The 17,329-nt window shown below is 69.2% G+C and carries 16 protein-coding genes; 13 read left to right on the top strand and 3 right to left on the bottom strand.

Annotation, left to right across the window (positions count from 1 at the left end; translation table 11 throughout):
• Positions 1-107: 107 nt before the first annotated feature.
• From FZ046_RS07050 to arr, 6 genes are all read left to right on the top strand, one after another.
• Positions 108-959, top strand: coding sequence for an oxidoreductase (locus FZ046_RS07050; RefSeq protein ID WP_070351972.1), 852 nt, complete (start codon positions 108-110; stop codon positions 957-959).
• 6 nt (positions 960-965) lie between these two features.
• Positions 966-1,577, top strand: a complete 612-nt coding sequence (locus FZ046_RS07055; protein WP_070351973.1) for a TetR/AcrR family transcriptional regulator — start codon at positions 966-968, stop codon at positions 1,575-1,577.
• A 108-nt stretch (positions 1,578-1,685) separates the two neighbouring features.
• The gene (locus FZ046_RS07060; protein ID WP_083298050.1) at positions 1,686-2,579 is read left to right on the top strand and encodes a DUF8686 domain-containing protein; all 894 of its coding nucleotides are present in this window, start codon (positions 1,686-1,688) and stop codon (positions 2,577-2,579) included.
• A 115-nt stretch (positions 2,580-2,694) separates the two neighbouring features.
• Positions 2,695-3,306 (top strand): hypothetical protein, encoded by a 612-nt coding sequence (locus FZ046_RS07065; protein ID WP_070351975.1) that lies wholly within the window; start codon positions 2,695-2,697, stop codon positions 3,304-3,306.
• Between the two features lie 98 nt (positions 3,307-3,404).
• Complete coding sequence (locus FZ046_RS07070) at positions 3,405-3,818, top strand: ester cyclase (protein ID WP_083298051.1); 414 nt, start codon at positions 3,405-3,407, stop codon at positions 3,816-3,818.
• Between the two features lie 116 nt (positions 3,819-3,934).
• Positions 3,935-4,363, top strand: a complete 429-nt coding sequence (gene arr / locus FZ046_RS07075; protein ID WP_083298062.1) for an NAD(+)--rifampin ADP-ribosyltransferase — start codon at positions 3,935-3,937, stop codon at positions 4,361-4,363.
• A gap of 34 nt (positions 4,364-4,397) precedes the next feature.
• On the opposite strand, the gene FZ046_RS07080 is transcribed toward arr, so the two are convergent.
• Positions 4,398-5,312 (bottom strand): MBL fold metallo-hydrolase, encoded by a 915-nt coding sequence (locus tag FZ046_RS07080; protein ID WP_070351978.1) that lies wholly within the window; start codon positions 5,310-5,312, stop codon positions 4,398-4,400.
• Positions 5,313-5,495: 183 nt separating this feature from the next.
• Between FZ046_RS07080 and FZ046_RS07085 the strand changes: the two genes are divergently transcribed.
• From FZ046_RS07085 to FZ046_RS07115, 7 genes are all read left to right on the top strand, one after another.
• Positions 5,496-8,285: an ATP-binding protein gene (locus tag FZ046_RS07085; protein WP_070351979.1), complete on the top strand. Its 2,790-nt coding sequence runs from the start codon at positions 5,496-5,498 to the stop codon at positions 8,283-8,285.
• 186 nt (positions 8,286-8,471) lie between these two features.
• Complete coding sequence (locus tag FZ046_RS07090; protein WP_328514356.1) at positions 8,472-9,083, top strand: sigma-70 family RNA polymerase sigma factor; 612 nt, start codon at positions 8,472-8,474, stop codon at positions 9,081-9,083.
• Entirely contained in the window at positions 9,076-9,819 is a 744-nt protein-coding gene (locus FZ046_RS07095; RefSeq protein WP_070351981.1) for an SDR family NAD(P)-dependent oxidoreductase, read from the top strand. The genes FZ046_RS07090 and FZ046_RS07095 overlap by 8 nt, the downstream gene beginning before the upstream one ends.
• 25 nt (positions 9,820-9,844) lie before the next feature.
• Complete coding sequence (locus FZ046_RS07100; protein WP_070351982.1) at positions 9,845-10,270, top strand: cupin domain-containing protein; 426 nt, start codon at positions 9,845-9,847, stop codon at positions 10,268-10,270.
• A gap of 1 nt (position 10,271) precedes the next feature.
• The gene (locus FZ046_RS07105) at positions 10,272-11,153 is read left to right on the top strand and encodes a hypothetical protein (RefSeq protein ID WP_070351983.1); all 882 of its coding nucleotides are present in this window, start codon (positions 10,272-10,274) and stop codon (positions 11,151-11,153) included.
• A gap of 156 nt (positions 11,154-11,309) precedes the next feature.
• Positions 11,310-12,632 (top strand): sugar porter family MFS transporter, encoded by a 1,323-nt coding sequence (locus FZ046_RS07110; RefSeq protein WP_246183016.1) that lies wholly within the window; start codon positions 11,310-11,312, stop codon positions 12,630-12,632.
• Between the two features lie 252 nt (positions 12,633-12,884).
• Positions 12,885-15,776, top strand: a complete 2,892-nt coding sequence (locus FZ046_RS07115; protein WP_070351984.1) for an MMPL/RND family transporter — start codon at positions 12,885-12,887, stop codon at positions 15,774-15,776.
• Between the two features lie 39 nt (positions 15,777-15,815).
• Here the strand turns inward: FZ046_RS07115 and FZ046_RS07120 are convergent, their stop codons facing one another.
• Positions 15,816-16,277, bottom strand: coding sequence for a hypothetical protein (locus tag FZ046_RS07120; protein ID WP_070351985.1), 462 nt, complete (start codon positions 16,275-16,277; stop codon positions 15,816-15,818).
• A gap of 158 nt (positions 16,278-16,435) precedes the next feature.
• Positions 16,436-17,275: a glycoside hydrolase family 16 protein gene (locus FZ046_RS07125; RefSeq protein ID WP_070352018.1), complete on the bottom strand. Its 840-nt coding sequence runs from the start codon at positions 17,273-17,275 to the stop codon at positions 16,436-16,438.
• Between the last annotated feature and the right edge of the window lie 54 nt (positions 17,276-17,329).

The raw sequence follows: 17,329 nt of genomic DNA on the forward strand, positions 1-17,329 counted from the left end.
GTCACCGCACGACTGGACGTCACGCCGGGACCGCCCAACAATGTCGTTTGACACACCGTCGACTAAAGCTGACACTTTGTCGAGTAACTGATCGACAAGGGGTGTCCATGAAGACGTTTCTCATCACGGGCGTGAGCACCGGCCTGGGAAGGGCGTTCGCGGAGGCTGCGCTGCAGGCGGGTCACCGCGTGGTGGGCACGGTGCGCACACCCGAGGCCGCCGTTGCATTCGAAGCGCTCGCCGACGGCCGCGCTCGTGCACGGCTGCTCGACGTGACCGACGACGCTGCCGTCGAGGCGACGGTGGCCGGTGTCGAGGCCACGGTCGGACCGATCGACGTCGTGATCGCCAACGCGGGTTACGGCGTCGAAGGCACCTTCGAGGAGACGCCGCTCAGCGACGTGCGTGCGCAGTTCGCCACCAACGTGTTCGGTGTCGCCGCCACGCTGCAGGCGGTCCTGCCCCACATGCGTCGGCGTCGCGCCGGCCACCTGATGGCGGTGACGTCGATGGGCGGCTTGATGGCCGTACCGGGCATGTCCGCCTACTGCGCCAGCAAGTTCGCCGTCGAGGGACTTCTCGAGAGCCTGCGCAAGGAGGTCGCCCATTTCGGTATCCGCGTCACCGCGATCGAGCCGGGCTCCTTCCGCACCGACTGGGCGGGCCGCTCGATGACCCGTGCACCACGGACGATCAACGACTACGACGATCTGTTCGGGCCCATCCGCGCCGCCCGCATGGCGGCGAGCGGCCACCAACTCGGCAATCCCGTCAAGGCGGCCGAGGCGGTCCTCGCGATCGTGGATCACGATGACCCGCCCGCGCACCTCGTGTTGGGCTCGGACGCGCTGAGGCTCATCGCCGCCGCACGGGAGGCCGTCGACGCGGACATCCGCCAGTGGGAGGTCGTCTCGCGCAGCACGGACTTCGCCGACGGCGCGCAACTGAGCGCGTCCTAGCCGACCATGACGAAGCCGTGGCCGTCGCGTCGATCAACCCCCACCGTCCGTCGCGGCGACCTCCGCGAACGCGAAATCCTCGACGCTGCCGAGAAACTCATCGCCACCCACGGTTACGTGCACACGACCGTCGGCCACATCGCGGAAGCCGCGGGGATCACCCGCGGGGCGCTCTACTTCTACTTCTCGTCGAAGCAGGACGTCTTGGTCGCCCTGGTCGCTCGCACGGTGCACGTCCTGCGCGAGGGTTCCGCTGCCGTACTGGCGGGTGATGGCCCGATCGAGGAGGTCGTCGGGGCTGCGCTCGAACACACGGCACGGCAGTGGCGCGAGCACGGGGTGATCATGCGCGCGGCGGTCGACTTCGCCTCGACGGTGCCCGAGGTGGACCGCCTGTGGACCGGAACCGCACTCTCGCTCGCCGATGCGATCACGACGTTCCTGATCCGCAGTGGCGTCCCGGACGGTGACCGACCGGATGACGCGCCGGCCATGGCACGCGTGCTGTGCTGGATGGTCGAGCGCAGTTTCTACCAGGCATCCCGGGTCTCGGCGGAGGAACTGGATCTGGCGACGCGCACGTGCGTCGCCGCATGGCTGCGCATCGCGCACACCTGACGCGGCGGGCCCGAGACCGACCCCGCGCGGTCACGGCACCGAGGGCTGAGCACGCGTCGCCAGCGGTAAGGTGCCGGGACACCGTCCCACCGATCGTGAGGAACCCCGATGGCACCGGAGGCGTCGACGGCGGGACGGCGTCGCGGGACGGGGCCGATGGCCCGGCGCCTGATCGTCGGCGTCCTCGTGCTCGCGTTGGTGATGGCGGGCAGCGTAGGCGGCTTCCTGGCCAGTCGCGAGCAGACCCGGCAGCCGTCGATCGTCTTCGACACCGGCGACGTCGGTGACGCCGACGGCGTCACGCTGACGATGTACATCACTCGCGTGGACGTCGGCGAACAGACGATGACGGTCGAGATCGACGACGCCGCGTTCGATGGAGCGCTCAACGGGCCGGGGGACACCCTCGGCGAGGACATCGTGCTGCAGACCAACGGGCGCCGCAACGGCACGGTGCGGCTCGCCAAAGGCGATGTGTTCCAGACGGTTCTGCAGGAGTTCGCGCTGAACGGCGCCATCACGGACTTCCCCTTCGACCGCTACACCGCGTACACCTCGGTGCGGGTGCTCCGCGCCGACGGTAGCCAGATCCCGGTCGCCATGAACCTGCAGAACGTCGACGCGTTCTTCTCCGCCGCGCCGTACTACGACGCCCAACAGGGCTGGCTCAACGTCGACATCGCCATCGACCGCAGCCTGCCGACGCAGGTGTTCGGCGTCTTCATCATGGTGCTCATGCTCGGTCTGGCTCTCTCGGCGGCGCTGCTGGCGTTCTTCGTCGTGCGCACCCGGCACGGCATCGCCTTCGGCGCCTACTCGGTGATGGCGGCGCTGCTGTTCGCCATGGTGCCGCTGCGCAACGCCATCCCCGGCAACCCGCCGATCGGGTCGCTCATCGACTTCGCGGCCTTCTTCATCGCCGAGGCCGTCATCTCGATGTCGCTCATCGTCAGCGTGGTGACGGGTTACCGCCACCAGATGCGCATCGACCGCTCCACCTGACCGACGAGGGTCCAACCAACGTCGCGGAAGTTTGGGATCGGTAGCGCCGCGGACGACACACGCTGTTCCCACGCACCCGCTGACGGTCGGCGGGACGGGGACACAGGAGAAGGACATGACATCGATCCGGATCGCCATCGCGCTCACCGCCGCCGCGCTCGCCGCGTCCACTCTGAGCGGCTGCTCGAAGGTCACCGAGATCCGTGACGTGGCCGCCAGCGCAGCCGAGCAGGTCGCCACCTCGGGCACCGCGCGTTTCGTCGACGCGGTCTCCGGGGACCTGTTCACCGCCGAGGGGATCGACGTCGCGTATGCGGCGATCACCGCCGAGGTGGGAGCCAGCCCCATGCAGGTCGTCGAGGTGACGATCGTCCCCGGGGTGCTCACCGTGGAGGCCATCGATCCGGCTGCCCCCACCGAGCTGAACCAGTGGAGCTACACCGCGGGGGCCGTGGGCCCAGCCCGGCCGGTCGACTACGACGACGACACCGAGGCGCTGCGGCAGAACCTCTTCGCCAGCGACGAGGTGCCCACCAGCGCCCTCGTCGCGGCACTCGACGGGGCGGTCGCGGCGAGCGGCGTCGAGGGCGGCGCCGTCCAGAGCCTCATCGTCAAGCGCAACCTGCCCTTCGACGAGAACCTCGTCCTGTTCGTCAACGTCCAGGGTGAGCGCAGCACCAAGCAGGTCCGCGCCGACGCCACCGGCCGGATCACCGACGTCGTCTGAGCCGCGGCGGCGTCACCGGACAGCGGAAGTCACTCAACTCTGGTACTAGTCGACCCGATCACCGGGCGTGTGCCTGGGCGCGGCGGTAGGAGGCGAACATGTCGGCAACCGAACCTGTCGAGCGCAACATGCGCGCGCTCTACGAGGCGTATCTCGACGCCTGCAACGCTCACGACTTCGATCGCATGTCGACCTTCTACACGTCGGACATCCACGTCAACGACGCCCCGATGGAGCCGACCGCGGTGTCCGCTCAATTCGCGCCGATCGTCGCGGCCTTTCCCGACTGGCACTGGGACGTGCGGCACATCGCCATCGACGGGGACCTCATCTCGCTGCACTTCACCGTCGGGGGCACCCATCGTGGTGAGTTCGCGGGCATCGCCGCGACCGGACGCCGCGTCTCGGTCATGGAGTTCACGCTCTACCGCGTCAGGGACGGGAAGTTCGACGCGGTGTGGGATCTCGTCGACTGGGACGCGGTCCGCCGGCAGATCACGGAGGTGAGCTGACGGCCGCAGCGTCCCCCGTCCCACTCTCACCATACGGCCGGGAGGGGGCCTTGCCGCAAGACCCCCGTCCCGGGGCACACTCGTCCGGTCGATCAGGACGAGGAGGGGGAATGACCATGGGACAGAGGCCGATTCCGTTCGAGGTGCACGAGTCCGGCGCCTACCTGCACGGCACGCGGGCCGATCTGGCGGTCGGCGACCTGCTGGTGCCCGGGCGCTTCTCGAACTTCCAACCGGGGCGCGTCATGAACCACGTGTACGTCACCCAGACGCTGGACGCGGCGGCGTGGGGCGCCGAGCTGGCGGCCGGCGACGGTCCGTGCCGGATCTTCGTCGTCGAACCGCTCGGTGCGCTGGAGGACGATCCGAACGTCACCGACAAGAAGCTCCCCGGCAATCCGACCCGGTCCTACCGCACGCGGGAACCGGTGCGGATCGTCGGCGAACTCGCGGACTGGACGGGGCACACCGCCGAGCAGATCGAGGCGATGCTCGCCGGGCTCGCCGACCTCCGTCGGCGGGGACTCGACGTCATCTACGACTGAGCCCCCGCCCGCCGGCTCGACTCGGGAGGATCGCTCAGTAGTCCCAGACGCCGGGCACGGCGCGGAAGCCGTTGCCGTGGACGGCAACTCGGCACAGTGACGGGAACGGCAGGTGAGTCGCGACGAGCGGCTCGTTCCGGGCCGCCAATTCGGTCAGCAGGTCGAGACGGACCCGAGCAGCCACCTCGGGATCGTGTTCGAAGCCGTTCTCCCAGTCGGGTCGGTCGAAGCCGACCTGGAACACCGCATCGCCCGCGAAGGTCAGACGTTCGCCGCGTGACTCGAGTCGGACGATGCTGTGGCCCGGCGTGTGGCCGCCCGTGCGGCGAATGATCACCCCGGGCGCCACCTCGTACTCGGTCTCGAACGGCTGCAGGTTGTCCCGGTAGACGTCGAGGAAGCGGGACGCGGTGGAGCGGAGTACCGGGGGGATCGACTCCGGCATCACCGTGTGCGAGAAGTCGGGAGCAGCCCAGAACTCGGCTTCGGCACTCGCGAGATGGACCTTCAGATCGGGACGCAACTGCCCGCGCAGCCCCTCGGTCAGCAGACCGCCGATGTGGTCCATGTGCAGATGGGTGAGGACCACGTCGGTGACCGATCCCGGCGCGATGCCGGCCGCCGCCAGCCGTTGTGCCAGCCGGCCCGCCCGGGGGAAGTCGGGGAACTCCACCCCGAGGCCCGAGTCGATGAGGATCGTGCGGTCACCACTGCGGACGACGGCGACGTTCAGCGGCCAGTCCACGACATCGGGCGGTAGGAACATGTCGTCGAGCCACGTCCTGAACGCGGCGGGTTCGGCATTCGTCGCCAGCGTCGAAGCCGTGATCGGCAGCACGCCGTCGCTGATGATGAGGACGTCGAGGTCACCGACGGGCTGGGCATAGCGCGACGGCACCAGTTCGTCCAACGCGATCGTCGCGGAGTCGGACAGGTCGACAGTGCTCATGGTGGTTCCTTCCGAGCGTCAGTCGGTCATCTCGGCGATGACCGATCGACCCCGAGAACGCGGCGCCGCTTCGGTATTCATCCATGCCCGGGTACGACAGTGGGGTGCCTGACATCCGCTGGGCCGCGAGCCGCCGGTGAGCTAGCATCGGGCCGCACCGGGCAATGACAGTGGGATCGAAGGATGCACGCAGCAGCCCCAAACCCGAACGGCGGGCGCAACACGCGTCTCCACGGTCGCGAATCCGAGATCGCGACGCTGAGCGCGCTGCTCGACGCGGCCCGCGAGCGTGCGGGCGTCCTCGTCGTCCGCGGCGAGGCGGGCGTGGGCAAGACAGCCCTCCTCGACGCGGTGGCGGCGCAGGCCTCCGGGTTTCGGGTCCTACGGATCACCGGCGTCGAATCCGACATGGAGCTTGCCTTCGCTGGCCTGCACCAGCTGTGCGTGCCGCTGCTGGGGTACCTCGACGAGCTTCCCCCACCGCAGCGTGCCGCCCTCGACGTGGCGTTCGGCCGGGGCGCCGGAGCGGCGCCGGACCGATTCATGGTCGGCCTGGCGGCCCTCAGCCTGCTCGCCGCCGCGGCGCAGACACAGCCGCTGCTCTGCGTGGTCGATGACGCGCAGTGGCTCGACCAGGTGTCGATGCAGACGCTCGGTTTCGTCTCGCGCCGCCTGCTCGCCGAACCCATCCTCCTGGTGTTCGGCGTACGCGACCGACCCGATGTGCTGGGCGACCTGCCCCAGCTCGAGGTGCGCGGACTGTCCGACGCGGCCGCCCGCGAACTCCTGGACGCGGTGATGACGGCCGGGATCGACGAACGGGTCCGCGACCGGATCGTGTCCGAGGCACGCGGGCTGCCGCTCGCGCTGCTCGACGTGCCGCGCAGCGCGAGCGCCATCGAGCTGGCCGGCGGGTTCTGGATCTCCGGGAAGCGGTCGTCGGTCGCGGCCATCGAGGAGGAGTTCGTCCGTCGCATCCATACGCTGCCTGCCGACACGCAGCGGCTGCTCCTGGTGGCAGCGGCCGAACCCGTGGGCGACGTCGCACTCTTCGTTCGCGTCCTGCAGCGGCTCGACATCCCCCTCGACGCGCTCGGCGCAGCGGAGGCGGACGACGTCGTCGACATTGGTGCGCACGTGCGGTTCCGCCACCCGCTGATGCGCTCGGCTGCCTACCGTGCCGCCGACCTCCTCGACCGCAGGACCGTGCACCGCGCGCTCGCCGACGCCCTGGACATCGAGTCCGATGCCGACCGCCGGGCGTGGCACGCCGCACACGCTGCGTCGGGTCCCGACGAGGTCGTCGCCGCCGACCTCGCCGCATCCGCCGAGCGGTCGCTGTCCCGGGGCGGCATCGCTGCCGCGGCGGCCTACCTCGAGCGGGCGACGACCCTGACCGCCGACCCCGTCGTGCGGGGGGTGCGGGCGATCGCCGCGGCAGAGGCGAAGCACGAAGCAGGGCAACCGCAGTCGGCACGGACCCTGCTCGAGGTTGCCGACCTGGCACCGCTCCCGCCACGACAGCGAGCCGAGGTGACCCGCATCCGCGCGCAGATGGAATTCGCACGGAGCCGTGCGGGCTTGTCCGGTGCCACGACGGGCGCGGCGGCTCGGCAACTCCTCAGCGCGGCCGAGGGCCTCGCGGGACTGGACGAGGACGTGGCCCGCGATCTTCACCTGGAAGCCTTGGCTGCGGCGATGTACGCCGGACGTCTCGGTGAGCCGACCGTGCTTGGCGATGCCGCCCGCGCGGGGAAACGGGCGATGGAGCGGGGCCCCGCTGCGCGCCGTTCCACCGATCTGCTCCTCGATGGCCTGTCGCGCCGCGTGCTGGACGGCCCCGGAGCGGGAACGCACCTGTTGCGGGCGGGGCTGGACGCCTGGAGCGATGCCGCGGACGCCCCCGAGGAGTCGGAACGCCGCTGGCCCCTCGCCATCGCACTGGAATGTGCGGCTCACGAGACGTGGGATGACGCCGTGTTGCAGCGCATCGCCGCGAACACGGTGCGACGCGCCCGCACCGGCGGGGCACTGGCCGTGTTGCCGTCTGCATTGGTGCACCGCGCCGGCCTCCACGTGTATGCGGGCGAACTCGACGTCGCGGAGACGCTGATCGACGAAGCCAACGCGATCACGGCCTCGATGGGATCCGGTCCTGCCACCTATCACTCGCTGACCCTCGCGGCATGGCGCGGCGACGCCGCCGTGGCGCTACCGATGTTCGCCTCGTCCGCAGCCGACGCCACGGCCCGCGGTGAGGGCAGACTGCTCGCGCTCAGCAAGTACACCTCCACCGTGCTGTTCAACGGGCTCGGTCGCTACGACGAAGCGCTCGCGGCCGCGCGCGAGTGCTGCGCTTACGAGGACCTCGGCTTCCATGCCTGGTGCCTGACCGAACTGATCGAGGCTGCCGTGCACGTTGGAGACATCGACGCCGCGGCGGACGTCGTGCCGCTGCTCGAGGCGAGAGCCGGTGTGAGTCACACCGACTGGGGCCGGGGGACGGTGGCGGCGGCCCGTGCGATGGTCGCCGACGGGGACGCGGCCGAGAAGGACTTCCAACACGCGATCGACCATCTGCAGCGTGCGGACGTCGCACCGCCGACGGCTCGGGTCCAGCTGTGCTACGGCGAGTGGTTGCGCCGCACGGGCCGGCGCAGCGACGCCCGCCGACAGCTTCGCGCCGCGCACGACGCCTTCACGGCCATGGGCGCACACGCCTTCGCCGAGCGCGCACGCCGCGAGTTGATGGCTGCCGGGGAGAAGGTGCGCAAGCAGCCGGTGTCCTCGGGTGACGCCCTGACCGCGCAGGAGTCGCAGATCGCACACCTCGCCGCGCAGGGGCACACCAATCAGGAGATCGCCGCCCAGCTGTTCCTCTCCGCCCACACGGTGGAGTGGCACCTGAGGAAGGTCTTCGTCAAGCTCGGCGTGACGTCGCGTCGACAGCTGCGCACCATTCGGGTCACCTGATCGGAGCCGCTCGGCCGGTCAGCGGCCACGGGCACCACGAACTCGACCACGCATTCCCGAGGGTCCGGTGCGCGCCTACGGCGTCGAGGCTTAATCCGACGGCCAGATCGCCGTCGCGGCAATACGGAACGGCGCGCATTCACGACGTCCCGGATCCGCGCAGCGCCTGCACGAGAGATCCCCATGATGACGGTGACCCATCCACCCGCGACCACGGAACGGCCGCGCGCCGCAGCGTTCGCCGAGGACGCCGCCCCGCTCCTCGACGCCCTGGCACGCCGGGCCCGACGGCTCTGCGCGTGTGACGCCGACGCCGAGGACCTGCTCCAGGACACCCTGCTGTACGCGTTCCAGGGCTACGCCACCTTCCGCCCCGGTACCAACTTCAAGGCCTGGCTGTTCCGCATCCTGCACAACCGGTGGGTCAGCAATCACCGGTACCGGGAGTCCCGGCCGTCGGAGGTCATGGCCGACCCCTGCGGTGTGAGCAGTCTCGCGGACCTGGTCGCCCGCCCATCCGCGGTGCGGCGGTCCGCGGAGGCGGAGGTACTCGACGACATTCCCGACGACGACGTATGCGCCGCGCTGGCGACGCTGCCTGCCGGCGTCGCCACCGTGATGTACCACGTCCTCGTCGAAGGCCGTACCCACGCCGAGACCGCCCAGCTCGTGAACGTTCCGCTGGGCACCGTGATGTCCCGGGTCGCGCGCGGGAGGGAGAGGCTGCGCCTGGCTCTCTCGCACCATGCCGGTGCGCCGGGCCGGCGCCCGATCACCCCGAGGCGGCGGAGTGCCTAGGCCGGCCGCCGGCACCGAGCTGGCCGGTCGCACGGCGCTGATCACCGGTGGGACCGCCGGAATCGGCTTGGCCTGTGCCACGGCCCTGGCCGCAGCGGGCGCGGTCGTGATCGTCAGCGGACGCGACCCGGTACGCGGCCGCGCCGCTGCCGCCGAGATCGGCGGGGACGTCCGCTACGTGCCGGCCGACATGGCCGACCTCGATTCGGTGCACGCCCTCGCCCGCGCTGCCGGCGAGGTCGACGTGCTGGTCAACAATGCCGCAGCGTTTCCATCCGCCGCGACCGTCGGGCACCCCGTGAACGTCTTCGAGTCGACCTTCGACACCAACGTCCGGGGCGCCTTCTTCCTGACCGCAGCGATCGTCGAGGGCATGCTGGCGCGCGGTCACGGCAGCATCGTCAACGTCACGTCGATGGTGGCGGTGAAGGGGGTGCCGGGAGCAGGCGTCTACAGCGCCTCCAAGGCCGCCGTCGAATCGCTCACCCGCACGTGGGCGGTCGAATTCGGGGCGGGCGGTGTGCGGGTCAACGGCGTGGCCCCGGGGCCCACCGACACCGAGGGCGTGGTCACCGAGTGGGGTGACGCCAACGACGCACTGGGCCGTGCGACACCGTTGGGCCGGACGGCCCGTCCCGACGAGATCGCCGACGCCGTGCGGTATCTGGTTTCGCCCCGATCGAGCTACGTCACCGGAACCATCCTGCGCGTCGACGGCGGCGGCGCCGTCACGTGACCGACCGATCCGAGGAGGACAGGCAGTGCCGTCGAACTACGATGCCCGGTGGGAAAGCGCCCTGGAAGTGGTGCAGGAGATTCGACCGCCGTCCCTGCCGAGCGACGCCCGCGTCATCACCGTCGTCGTCACCTACCCGCCGGGAAGTGCGGGCGCACCGCCGCACCGGCATCCAGGGGGACCCGCCTTCGGCTTCGTCCTGGACGGCGACATGCGCTTCGAGGTGGAGGGACGACCGCCGCGCGTGGTGCGGTCGGGGGAGACCTTCTGGGCACCTGGCGGTGACGTCGTGCAGTACTCGGATGCCAACGCGCGCAACGACCGTGCGTGCCGCTTCCTGATGACGATGGTCTGTGCGCCGGGCGTGCCGATGCTCAGCCTCGTCGACGAGACCGAACAGCAGGCACGCCGACACCTCCGATCCACGCACGCCACGAACCACGAGGACTGAGATGCCGCGGATACTGCTGCAGACCACCATCGCCGATCACCCCGATGACTGGCACATCGGCCGCTTCGCCCTGCTGGCGGCCGAACTGCGCGCGGCCGGACACGATGTGGTCGCGCGCAACCGCAGCGGCGACGTCGATGGCGACCCCGTGCTCGGGCGCCTCGACCAGTTGGGTTTCGACCAGTTGTGGTTGCTGGCCGTCGACGTCGGCGATGGCCTGACGCCGGCGGAATGCGATGCCATCGTGCGGTTCCGGCACGGAGGCGGCGGGGTCCTCACGGCACGCGACCACCAACGGCTCGGCAGTTGCCTGGAACGGCTCGGCACGCTCGGACGCATCAACCGGTTCCACGACCCAGACGTCGACGCCGCGACGTTCCTGGACGACCGGCAGACCCCGTCGATCTCCTGGCCCAACTTCCACTCCGGAGCCAACGGCGACTACCAACCGGTGCTGGTCACCGAGCCCGTTCACGAGCTACTCCGATCGGGCGCGAGCGCGACGGGGCGCATCGAGTACTTCCCCGCTCACCCGCACGAGGGGCTGGTCGTCGCCGAGGGCGACACGGAGACCGTCGTCGCCTACGGGCGCAGTCGAGCCACCGGGCGACGCTTCGCCCTCGCGGTCGCCGTCGACGGGGAGCGCGCCGCCGACGGTCGGCCCCTGGGCCGTGCCGTTGCGGAGTCGACGTTCCATCACTTCGCGGACTACAACTGGGACGTCGGTTGCGATGCACCATCATTCGTCTCCGAGCCGCCCGGGACACAGATCGCCGCCGACCCCGAACCCCTACGCGCATTCAAGGACTACGTGGTCAACCTGGCCAAATGGCTGACTCCGCCGGCCGCTGCCGGACGTTTCGAGTCGAGACCCGAGGGGTAGGCAGCGGTGCTCGACACGCGCAGCCGCGACCACGGGGAGGACCGCATGGGGGCGACCGAGACGGATCCGCACGGCGCGAGGGGCGGTCTCGCGGACGCTCCCGGTCAACTCACGGGATCGGCGCTCGTCGTCGCGGTGGTGTCGGCGGTGTCGGGCATGTTGTACGGCTACGACACCGGCATCATCTCCGGCGCGCTGTTGCAGATCACGAAGGACTTCGGCATCGCCGAAGGATGGAAGCAGGTGATCGCGGCGAGCATCCTGCTCGGTGCGGTGATCGGCGCGCTGACGTGCAGCTACCTCTCGGAGCGTCGTGGCCGTCGCGGGACGCTGCTGATGTTGGCGGTGGTCTTCGCCGTTGGATCGCTGTGGTGCGCGGTCGCGCCGAATCCCGTATTGCTCTCCATTGGACGGTTGGTCCTTGGCTTCGCCGTCGGCGGCGCGACGCAGACGGCCCCGATGTACGTCGCCGAGTTGGCGCCGCCGAAGTACCGGGGACGGTTGGTCCTGTGCTTCCAAATCGCCATCGGCGTGGGCATCGTCATCGCCACCATCGTCGGTGCGTCCGACCACATTCCGTGGCGCTGGTCGATCGGCGCCGCTGCCGTCCCGGCGGCCATCATGTTCGTGCTGCTGCTGCGCCTGCCCGAGAGCCCGCGGTGGCTGGTGAAGTACGACCGCCGATCGGACGCGCAGGACGTCCTCGCCCGCGTGCGTCCCGAATCCTACGACGTCACAGCAGAACTGGATGAGATCGAGGAACTCGCCGACGCCGAACGGACCGCGAAGACACGCGGCTGGCCGGGTCTGCGCGAGGGGTGGGTGCGACCTGCGCTCATCCTGGGATGCGGCATCGCCGTCTTCACCCAACTCAGCGGCATCGAGATGATCATCTACTATTCGCCGACGATCCTCACCGACAACGGATTCGCCGAGTCGGTGGCGCTGCAGGTGTCCGTCGCCCTTGGCGTGAGCTATCTGGTGGCTCAGCTCGTCGGGTTGACCATCATCGACCGGGTCGGTCGGAGGCGTCTGACCCTGATCATGATCCCCGGCGCGGCCGCGAGTCTGTTCGTCCTCGGCGGCCTGTTCGTCACGGGTCACAGCGGGCGCGAGTCCATTCCCTACATCGTGGCGTGCCTGGTGATCTTCATGCTCTTCAACGCCGGCGGGCTGCAACTCATGGGGTGGCTGACCGGTTCCGAGACCTACCCGCTGGCCGTCCGGCCCGTGGCGACCGCGGTGCAGTCGGCCACGCTCTGGGGCACCAACCTGCTGATCACGCTCACCCTGCTGACGTTGATCAGTGCCATCGGCGTCGGACCGTCGATGTGGCTCTACGGTGCCTTCAACGTCGCGGCATGGCTGTTCGTCTACTTCCGCATGCCGGACCTCACCGGGCGAAGCCTCGAGGACATCGAGGCCACGCTGCGCAGCGGGCACTTCCGACCAAAGGACTTCGCACGCCAGGACACGTGAGGCCTGTCAGCCATTGCACAGGTGATGCACACCCGACTGACAACCGTTTGCCAGGATGGGCACTGCCGCCCTCTCGACGGGCGAGTCGCGGTGTCGGACGCCGTCGGCGGCTCGACGAAAGTGCCTGTCGCGCCGACGTCGATCAGTGGCCGGGTCCGTGTTGTGCTGCGGGCTGCGGTGTCGTAACGTCCTTTCGTTAGCTTCGCTACGGAACGAATCCGTCCCCCCGTCGCCGCTCACCGGAGGTCATCGATGACGCTGCACTGGGTTCCGGACGCCATCCGGCGGTTCTCCGTGCTGATCGCGTTGTTCTGGCTCGGACTGGCGGTGCTCACCAACGTCTTCGTGCCGCAGCTCGAGACGGTGGCCGAGGCGCACAACGTCTCGTTGAGTCCGCAGGACTCGCCCTCGCTGCTGGCGAGCAAGCACATCGGCAAGGTCTTCGACGAGTTCGACTCGGACAGTTCGGCGATGGTGGTCCTCGAGGGCGACGAGCCACTCGGCGCCGACGCTCACCACTACTACGACGGGCTGGTCGAGAAGCTCGGCAAGGACACCAAGCACGTCGAGCACATCCAGGACTTCTGGGGCGATCCCCTCACCGCGGCCGGGTCGCAGAGCGCCGACGGCAAGGCCGCGCTGGTGCAGCTGTATCTCGCCGGCAACCAGGGCGAGTCGCTGGCCAACGAGTCCGTCGACTCGGTCCGCGACATCGTCGCCGACACGCCGCCGCCGGCCGGACTGCACGTCTTCGTCACCGGTGCGGCGCCGCTGGTCACCGATCAATTCGAGGTCGGCCGCCAGGGCACGCTGAAGACGACGCTCATCACCATCGGCGTGATCGCCGTGATGCTGTTCTGGCTCTACCGCCGACTCACGACCGTCTTCCTGGTCATCTTCACGGTGATGATCGAGCTGACCGCCTCGCGCGGCGTCGTGGCGGTCCTCGCCAACGCCGGAATCATCGAATTGTCGACGTACTCCACGAACCTGCTGACCCTGCTCGTCATCGCGGCGGGGACCGACTACGCCATCTTCATCCTCGGCCGCTTCCACGAGGCCAGATATGCCCGACAGGACCGGGTCACCGCCTACACGACGATGTATCACGGCACCGCGCACATCATCCTCGGATCGGGATTGACGATCGCCGGAGCGGTGCTGTGTCTCACCTTCACTCGGTTGCCGTACTTCAACAGCCTCGGCATCCCCGCGGGCATCGGCGTCCTCGTCGCCGTCGTCGCCGCGCTGACCCTGGCCCCGGCGCTCCTGATGATCGGTCGCCACTTCGGTCTGTTCGAACCGGCCCGGCCCATGCAGACCCGCGGCTGGCGGCGCATCGGCACGGCCATCGTCCGCTGGCCGGGACCGATCCTGGTCGCGACCATCGCGATCGCCCTCATCGGACTGCTCGCGCTGCCCGCCTACAAGACGAACTACGACGCCAAGCACTACCTGCCGGCCTCCGCCCCGGCGAACGTCGGCTACGCCGCTGCCGAGCGGCATTTCTCCGAGGCGCGTCTCAACCCCGAACTGTTGGTGATCGAGGCGAACCACGACCTGCGCAACCCCACCGACATGATCCTGCTCGAGCGCGTCGCCAAGGCGGTATTTCACACCGACGGCATCGCTCAGGTCCAGGCCATCACCCGACCACTGGGCACGCCGCTGGACCACACGTCGATTCCCTTCCAGATCAGCGCCGGCAGCGCCTCCCAGCTGAACAATCTGCCGTTCCAGCAGGCGCGCGGTGCGGACCTGCTCAAGCAGGTGGACGTCATCAACGACTCGATCGACGTGCTGCGGCAGCAGTACTCGCTGCAGCAGCAGTCGAGCGCGGTCACCGACGAGCAGACCCGGGCGTTCCAGCAGACCGTCGCCACCGCGCAGGACCTGCGGGACAAGATCGCCGACTTCGACGACTTCTTCCGCCCGCTGCGCAACTACTTCTACTTCGAGCCGCACTGCTTCGACATCCCCGCCTGCGCGGCGCTGCGATCACTGTTCGACGCGCTCGACGGCATCGACGCGCTCACCGAGCAGCTCGGCAACGTCTCCGGCAGCATCGCCAAACTCGATGCGCTGCAGCCGAAGCTGCTGGCCCTGATTCCCCCGCAGATCGCCAACCAGGAGACCAACCGCGACCTCACGCTGACGAACTACGCCACGACGTCCGGCATCGACGACCAGACCCAAGCGGCGTTGCAGAACTCGACGGCGCTCGGCCAGGCCTACGACGCCTCGAAGACCGACGACTCGTTCTACCTGCCGCCCGAGGCGTTCACGAATCCCGAGTTCCAGCGCGGCCTGAAGCTCTTCCTGTCCCCCGACGGGACCGCGGCCCGCATGATCATCACCCATGACGGCGATCCCGCGACGCCGGAGGGGATCTCGCACATCGATGCGATTCGGCATGCCGCTCAGGAAGCCGTGAAGGGCACGCCGCTCGGCGGCTCGAAGATCTACATCGCCGGAACGGCCGCGACATACAAGGACATTCAGGACGGCGCCCGGTACGACCTCGTCATCGCCGCGATCGCGGCGATGACGCTGATCCTGCTGGTGATGATGTTCATCACCCGCAGCATCGTCGCGGCCGTCGTGATCGTGGGTACCGTCGCGTTGTCACTGGGCGCGTCGTTCGGGCTCTCGGTGCTCATTTGGCAGGACATCTTCGGCATCGAGCTGTACTGGATCGTGCTGGCGCTGGCCATCATCCTGCTGTTGGCGGTCGGATCGGACTACAACCTGCTGCTCATCTCACGCTTCAAAGAGGAGATCGACGCCGGGCTCAAGACGGGCATCATCCGTGCCATGGCCGGATCCGGCGCCGTGGTGACCGCCGCCGGCCTGGTCTTCGCCGCCACAATGGCGTCGTTTCTCTTCGCCGATCTGCGCATCCTGGGTCAGATCGGCACGACCATCGCGCTCGGCCTGCTGTTCGACACGCTCATCGTGCGCTCGTTCATGACGCCTGCGGTCGCCGCGCTGCTGGGCCGGTGGTTCTGGTGGCCGCTCAAGGTGCGCACCCGGCCGCTGCGCCGTCCTCCGACCGACGGCGGTTCCGAGCGTCAGCTGTCCCTGTGGGACGACGGGGACACCGCGGTCCTCCCGGGCCGCGGCGCGCACCGCGCGAAGAATTAGACGCACACGCGCTTGGGATCTGGCGCGCAGCGGGACGGATCAGGCCGAGGCGTACTGCTCGGCTGCTGCTGGGCGCGTCGCCGGAAGCCGACGCCCGAGCCGGGCGACCCGGCGCAGCTGTCCGGCCATGTTCATCGACGTCAGCATCGGGATGCCGCCGATGAACGTGCGGAACGACGGATGGCCGCCCTGGAGGTGCAGCACGAAGAGGCAGCCCACGACGTACAGGAATCCCATGGTGAAGAGCGCCGCCGGGATGGCGTACGCCAGCGGCGAGCGGGCGTCGCGGACCAGTTCGCTCGCGTAGTCGAACTCGTCCGGCGACAGCGGTTCCCGCTTGCGCACCTTCGCCAGCACCGCCTTGTGGGCGCCGACCTGGTCGCCCAGCGGGTGCGACGTGCGCCGCTCCAGCCGGGTGATGAAAACGAAGACGCACGACGCGAAGACGAGTTCCATCACGCCGGCGAAGATCGTGAGGTCACCCCATGGCCCCAGGGTCATCGCGTCGCTCCCTCCACCTCGCCGACGTCCGACGCACGCACGAACGGAGTTTCGCGTCGGCGGACGCTCCCGATGACGGTGACGCTACCGCATCACCGCAGCGCTGCGAGGTTTCACAGCAACCTGGCAGGAACTACCCCGGCGGTGGAACGCCCGGGTCAGGCCGACCAGACGCGCACGTAGTCGATGAGCATGTCGGCCGGGTACGTGCCGCCCTTCGGGTCCCCGCCGCCCGAACCGGCGACCGCCACGTTGAGCACCGGGAAGACGCGGTAGTCGGGCAGGTTGAACGGCCAGTCCTCCAGCGAGTTCGCCGGGACCTGGAAGTACGGTTCGGCACCGGCGACGTAGTCCTGCCAGAAGTACAGGCCGGAGTCGTTCCACGTCACGCGCCAGGTGTGCCAGGCGTTGTCCACCGGGTAGGGATTCGTGGCGAACGAGGTGCCGTCCGAGCGGGCGTGCACGGTGGTGCCCGAGGGCCACTCGCCGTTGCCGTACCACTCGACGAGGTCGATCTCGCCACCCACCACGGGATGATCGTTGGACAGCCACCAGGCCGGCCAGGCGCCGAGGGTGAGGCAGTCGAACTTGATCCGCGCTTCCCACGTCGTGTTGATGCCGCCCCAGAACGTGCCGTTGACCTTGCCGCTCACGTACTTGCCGTCGGCATTGCGGGTCGCGCGGATCACCAGGTTCGAATTGCCGTCCAGGAAGACGTGTTCCCGGTCATCGCGGTACTGGCCCATGTTCTCCGGCCGGTCCCAGAAGACCGGGTTGCGGATCGTTTCGCGTGCCTTCGCAACCGACCACTTCGACGGGTCCGGCGCCGACCCCGCGGGACCGTCGAACTCGTCGTGGAACAGGAAGGTGGGGGTGGCGGCACTCGGTACAGGCGGCGTATCGGCGCCGGGGGACGGGACGGCCCCGGCCGTCGGGAGGGGCATCGCGGCGGCCAGCGCACCGAATCCGCTCAGCATCATCAACGTACGACGGTTCATCTCCTGCACACGAGAAAGATAGTCGGCCGTCACCGGCGGCGCGCAGAAGGGCGC

The organism is Mycolicibacterium grossiae (assembly GCF_008329645.1).
GTDB classification, from domain to species: Bacteria; Actinomycetota; Actinomycetes; order Mycobacteriales; family Mycobacteriaceae; genus Mycobacterium; species Mycobacterium grossiae.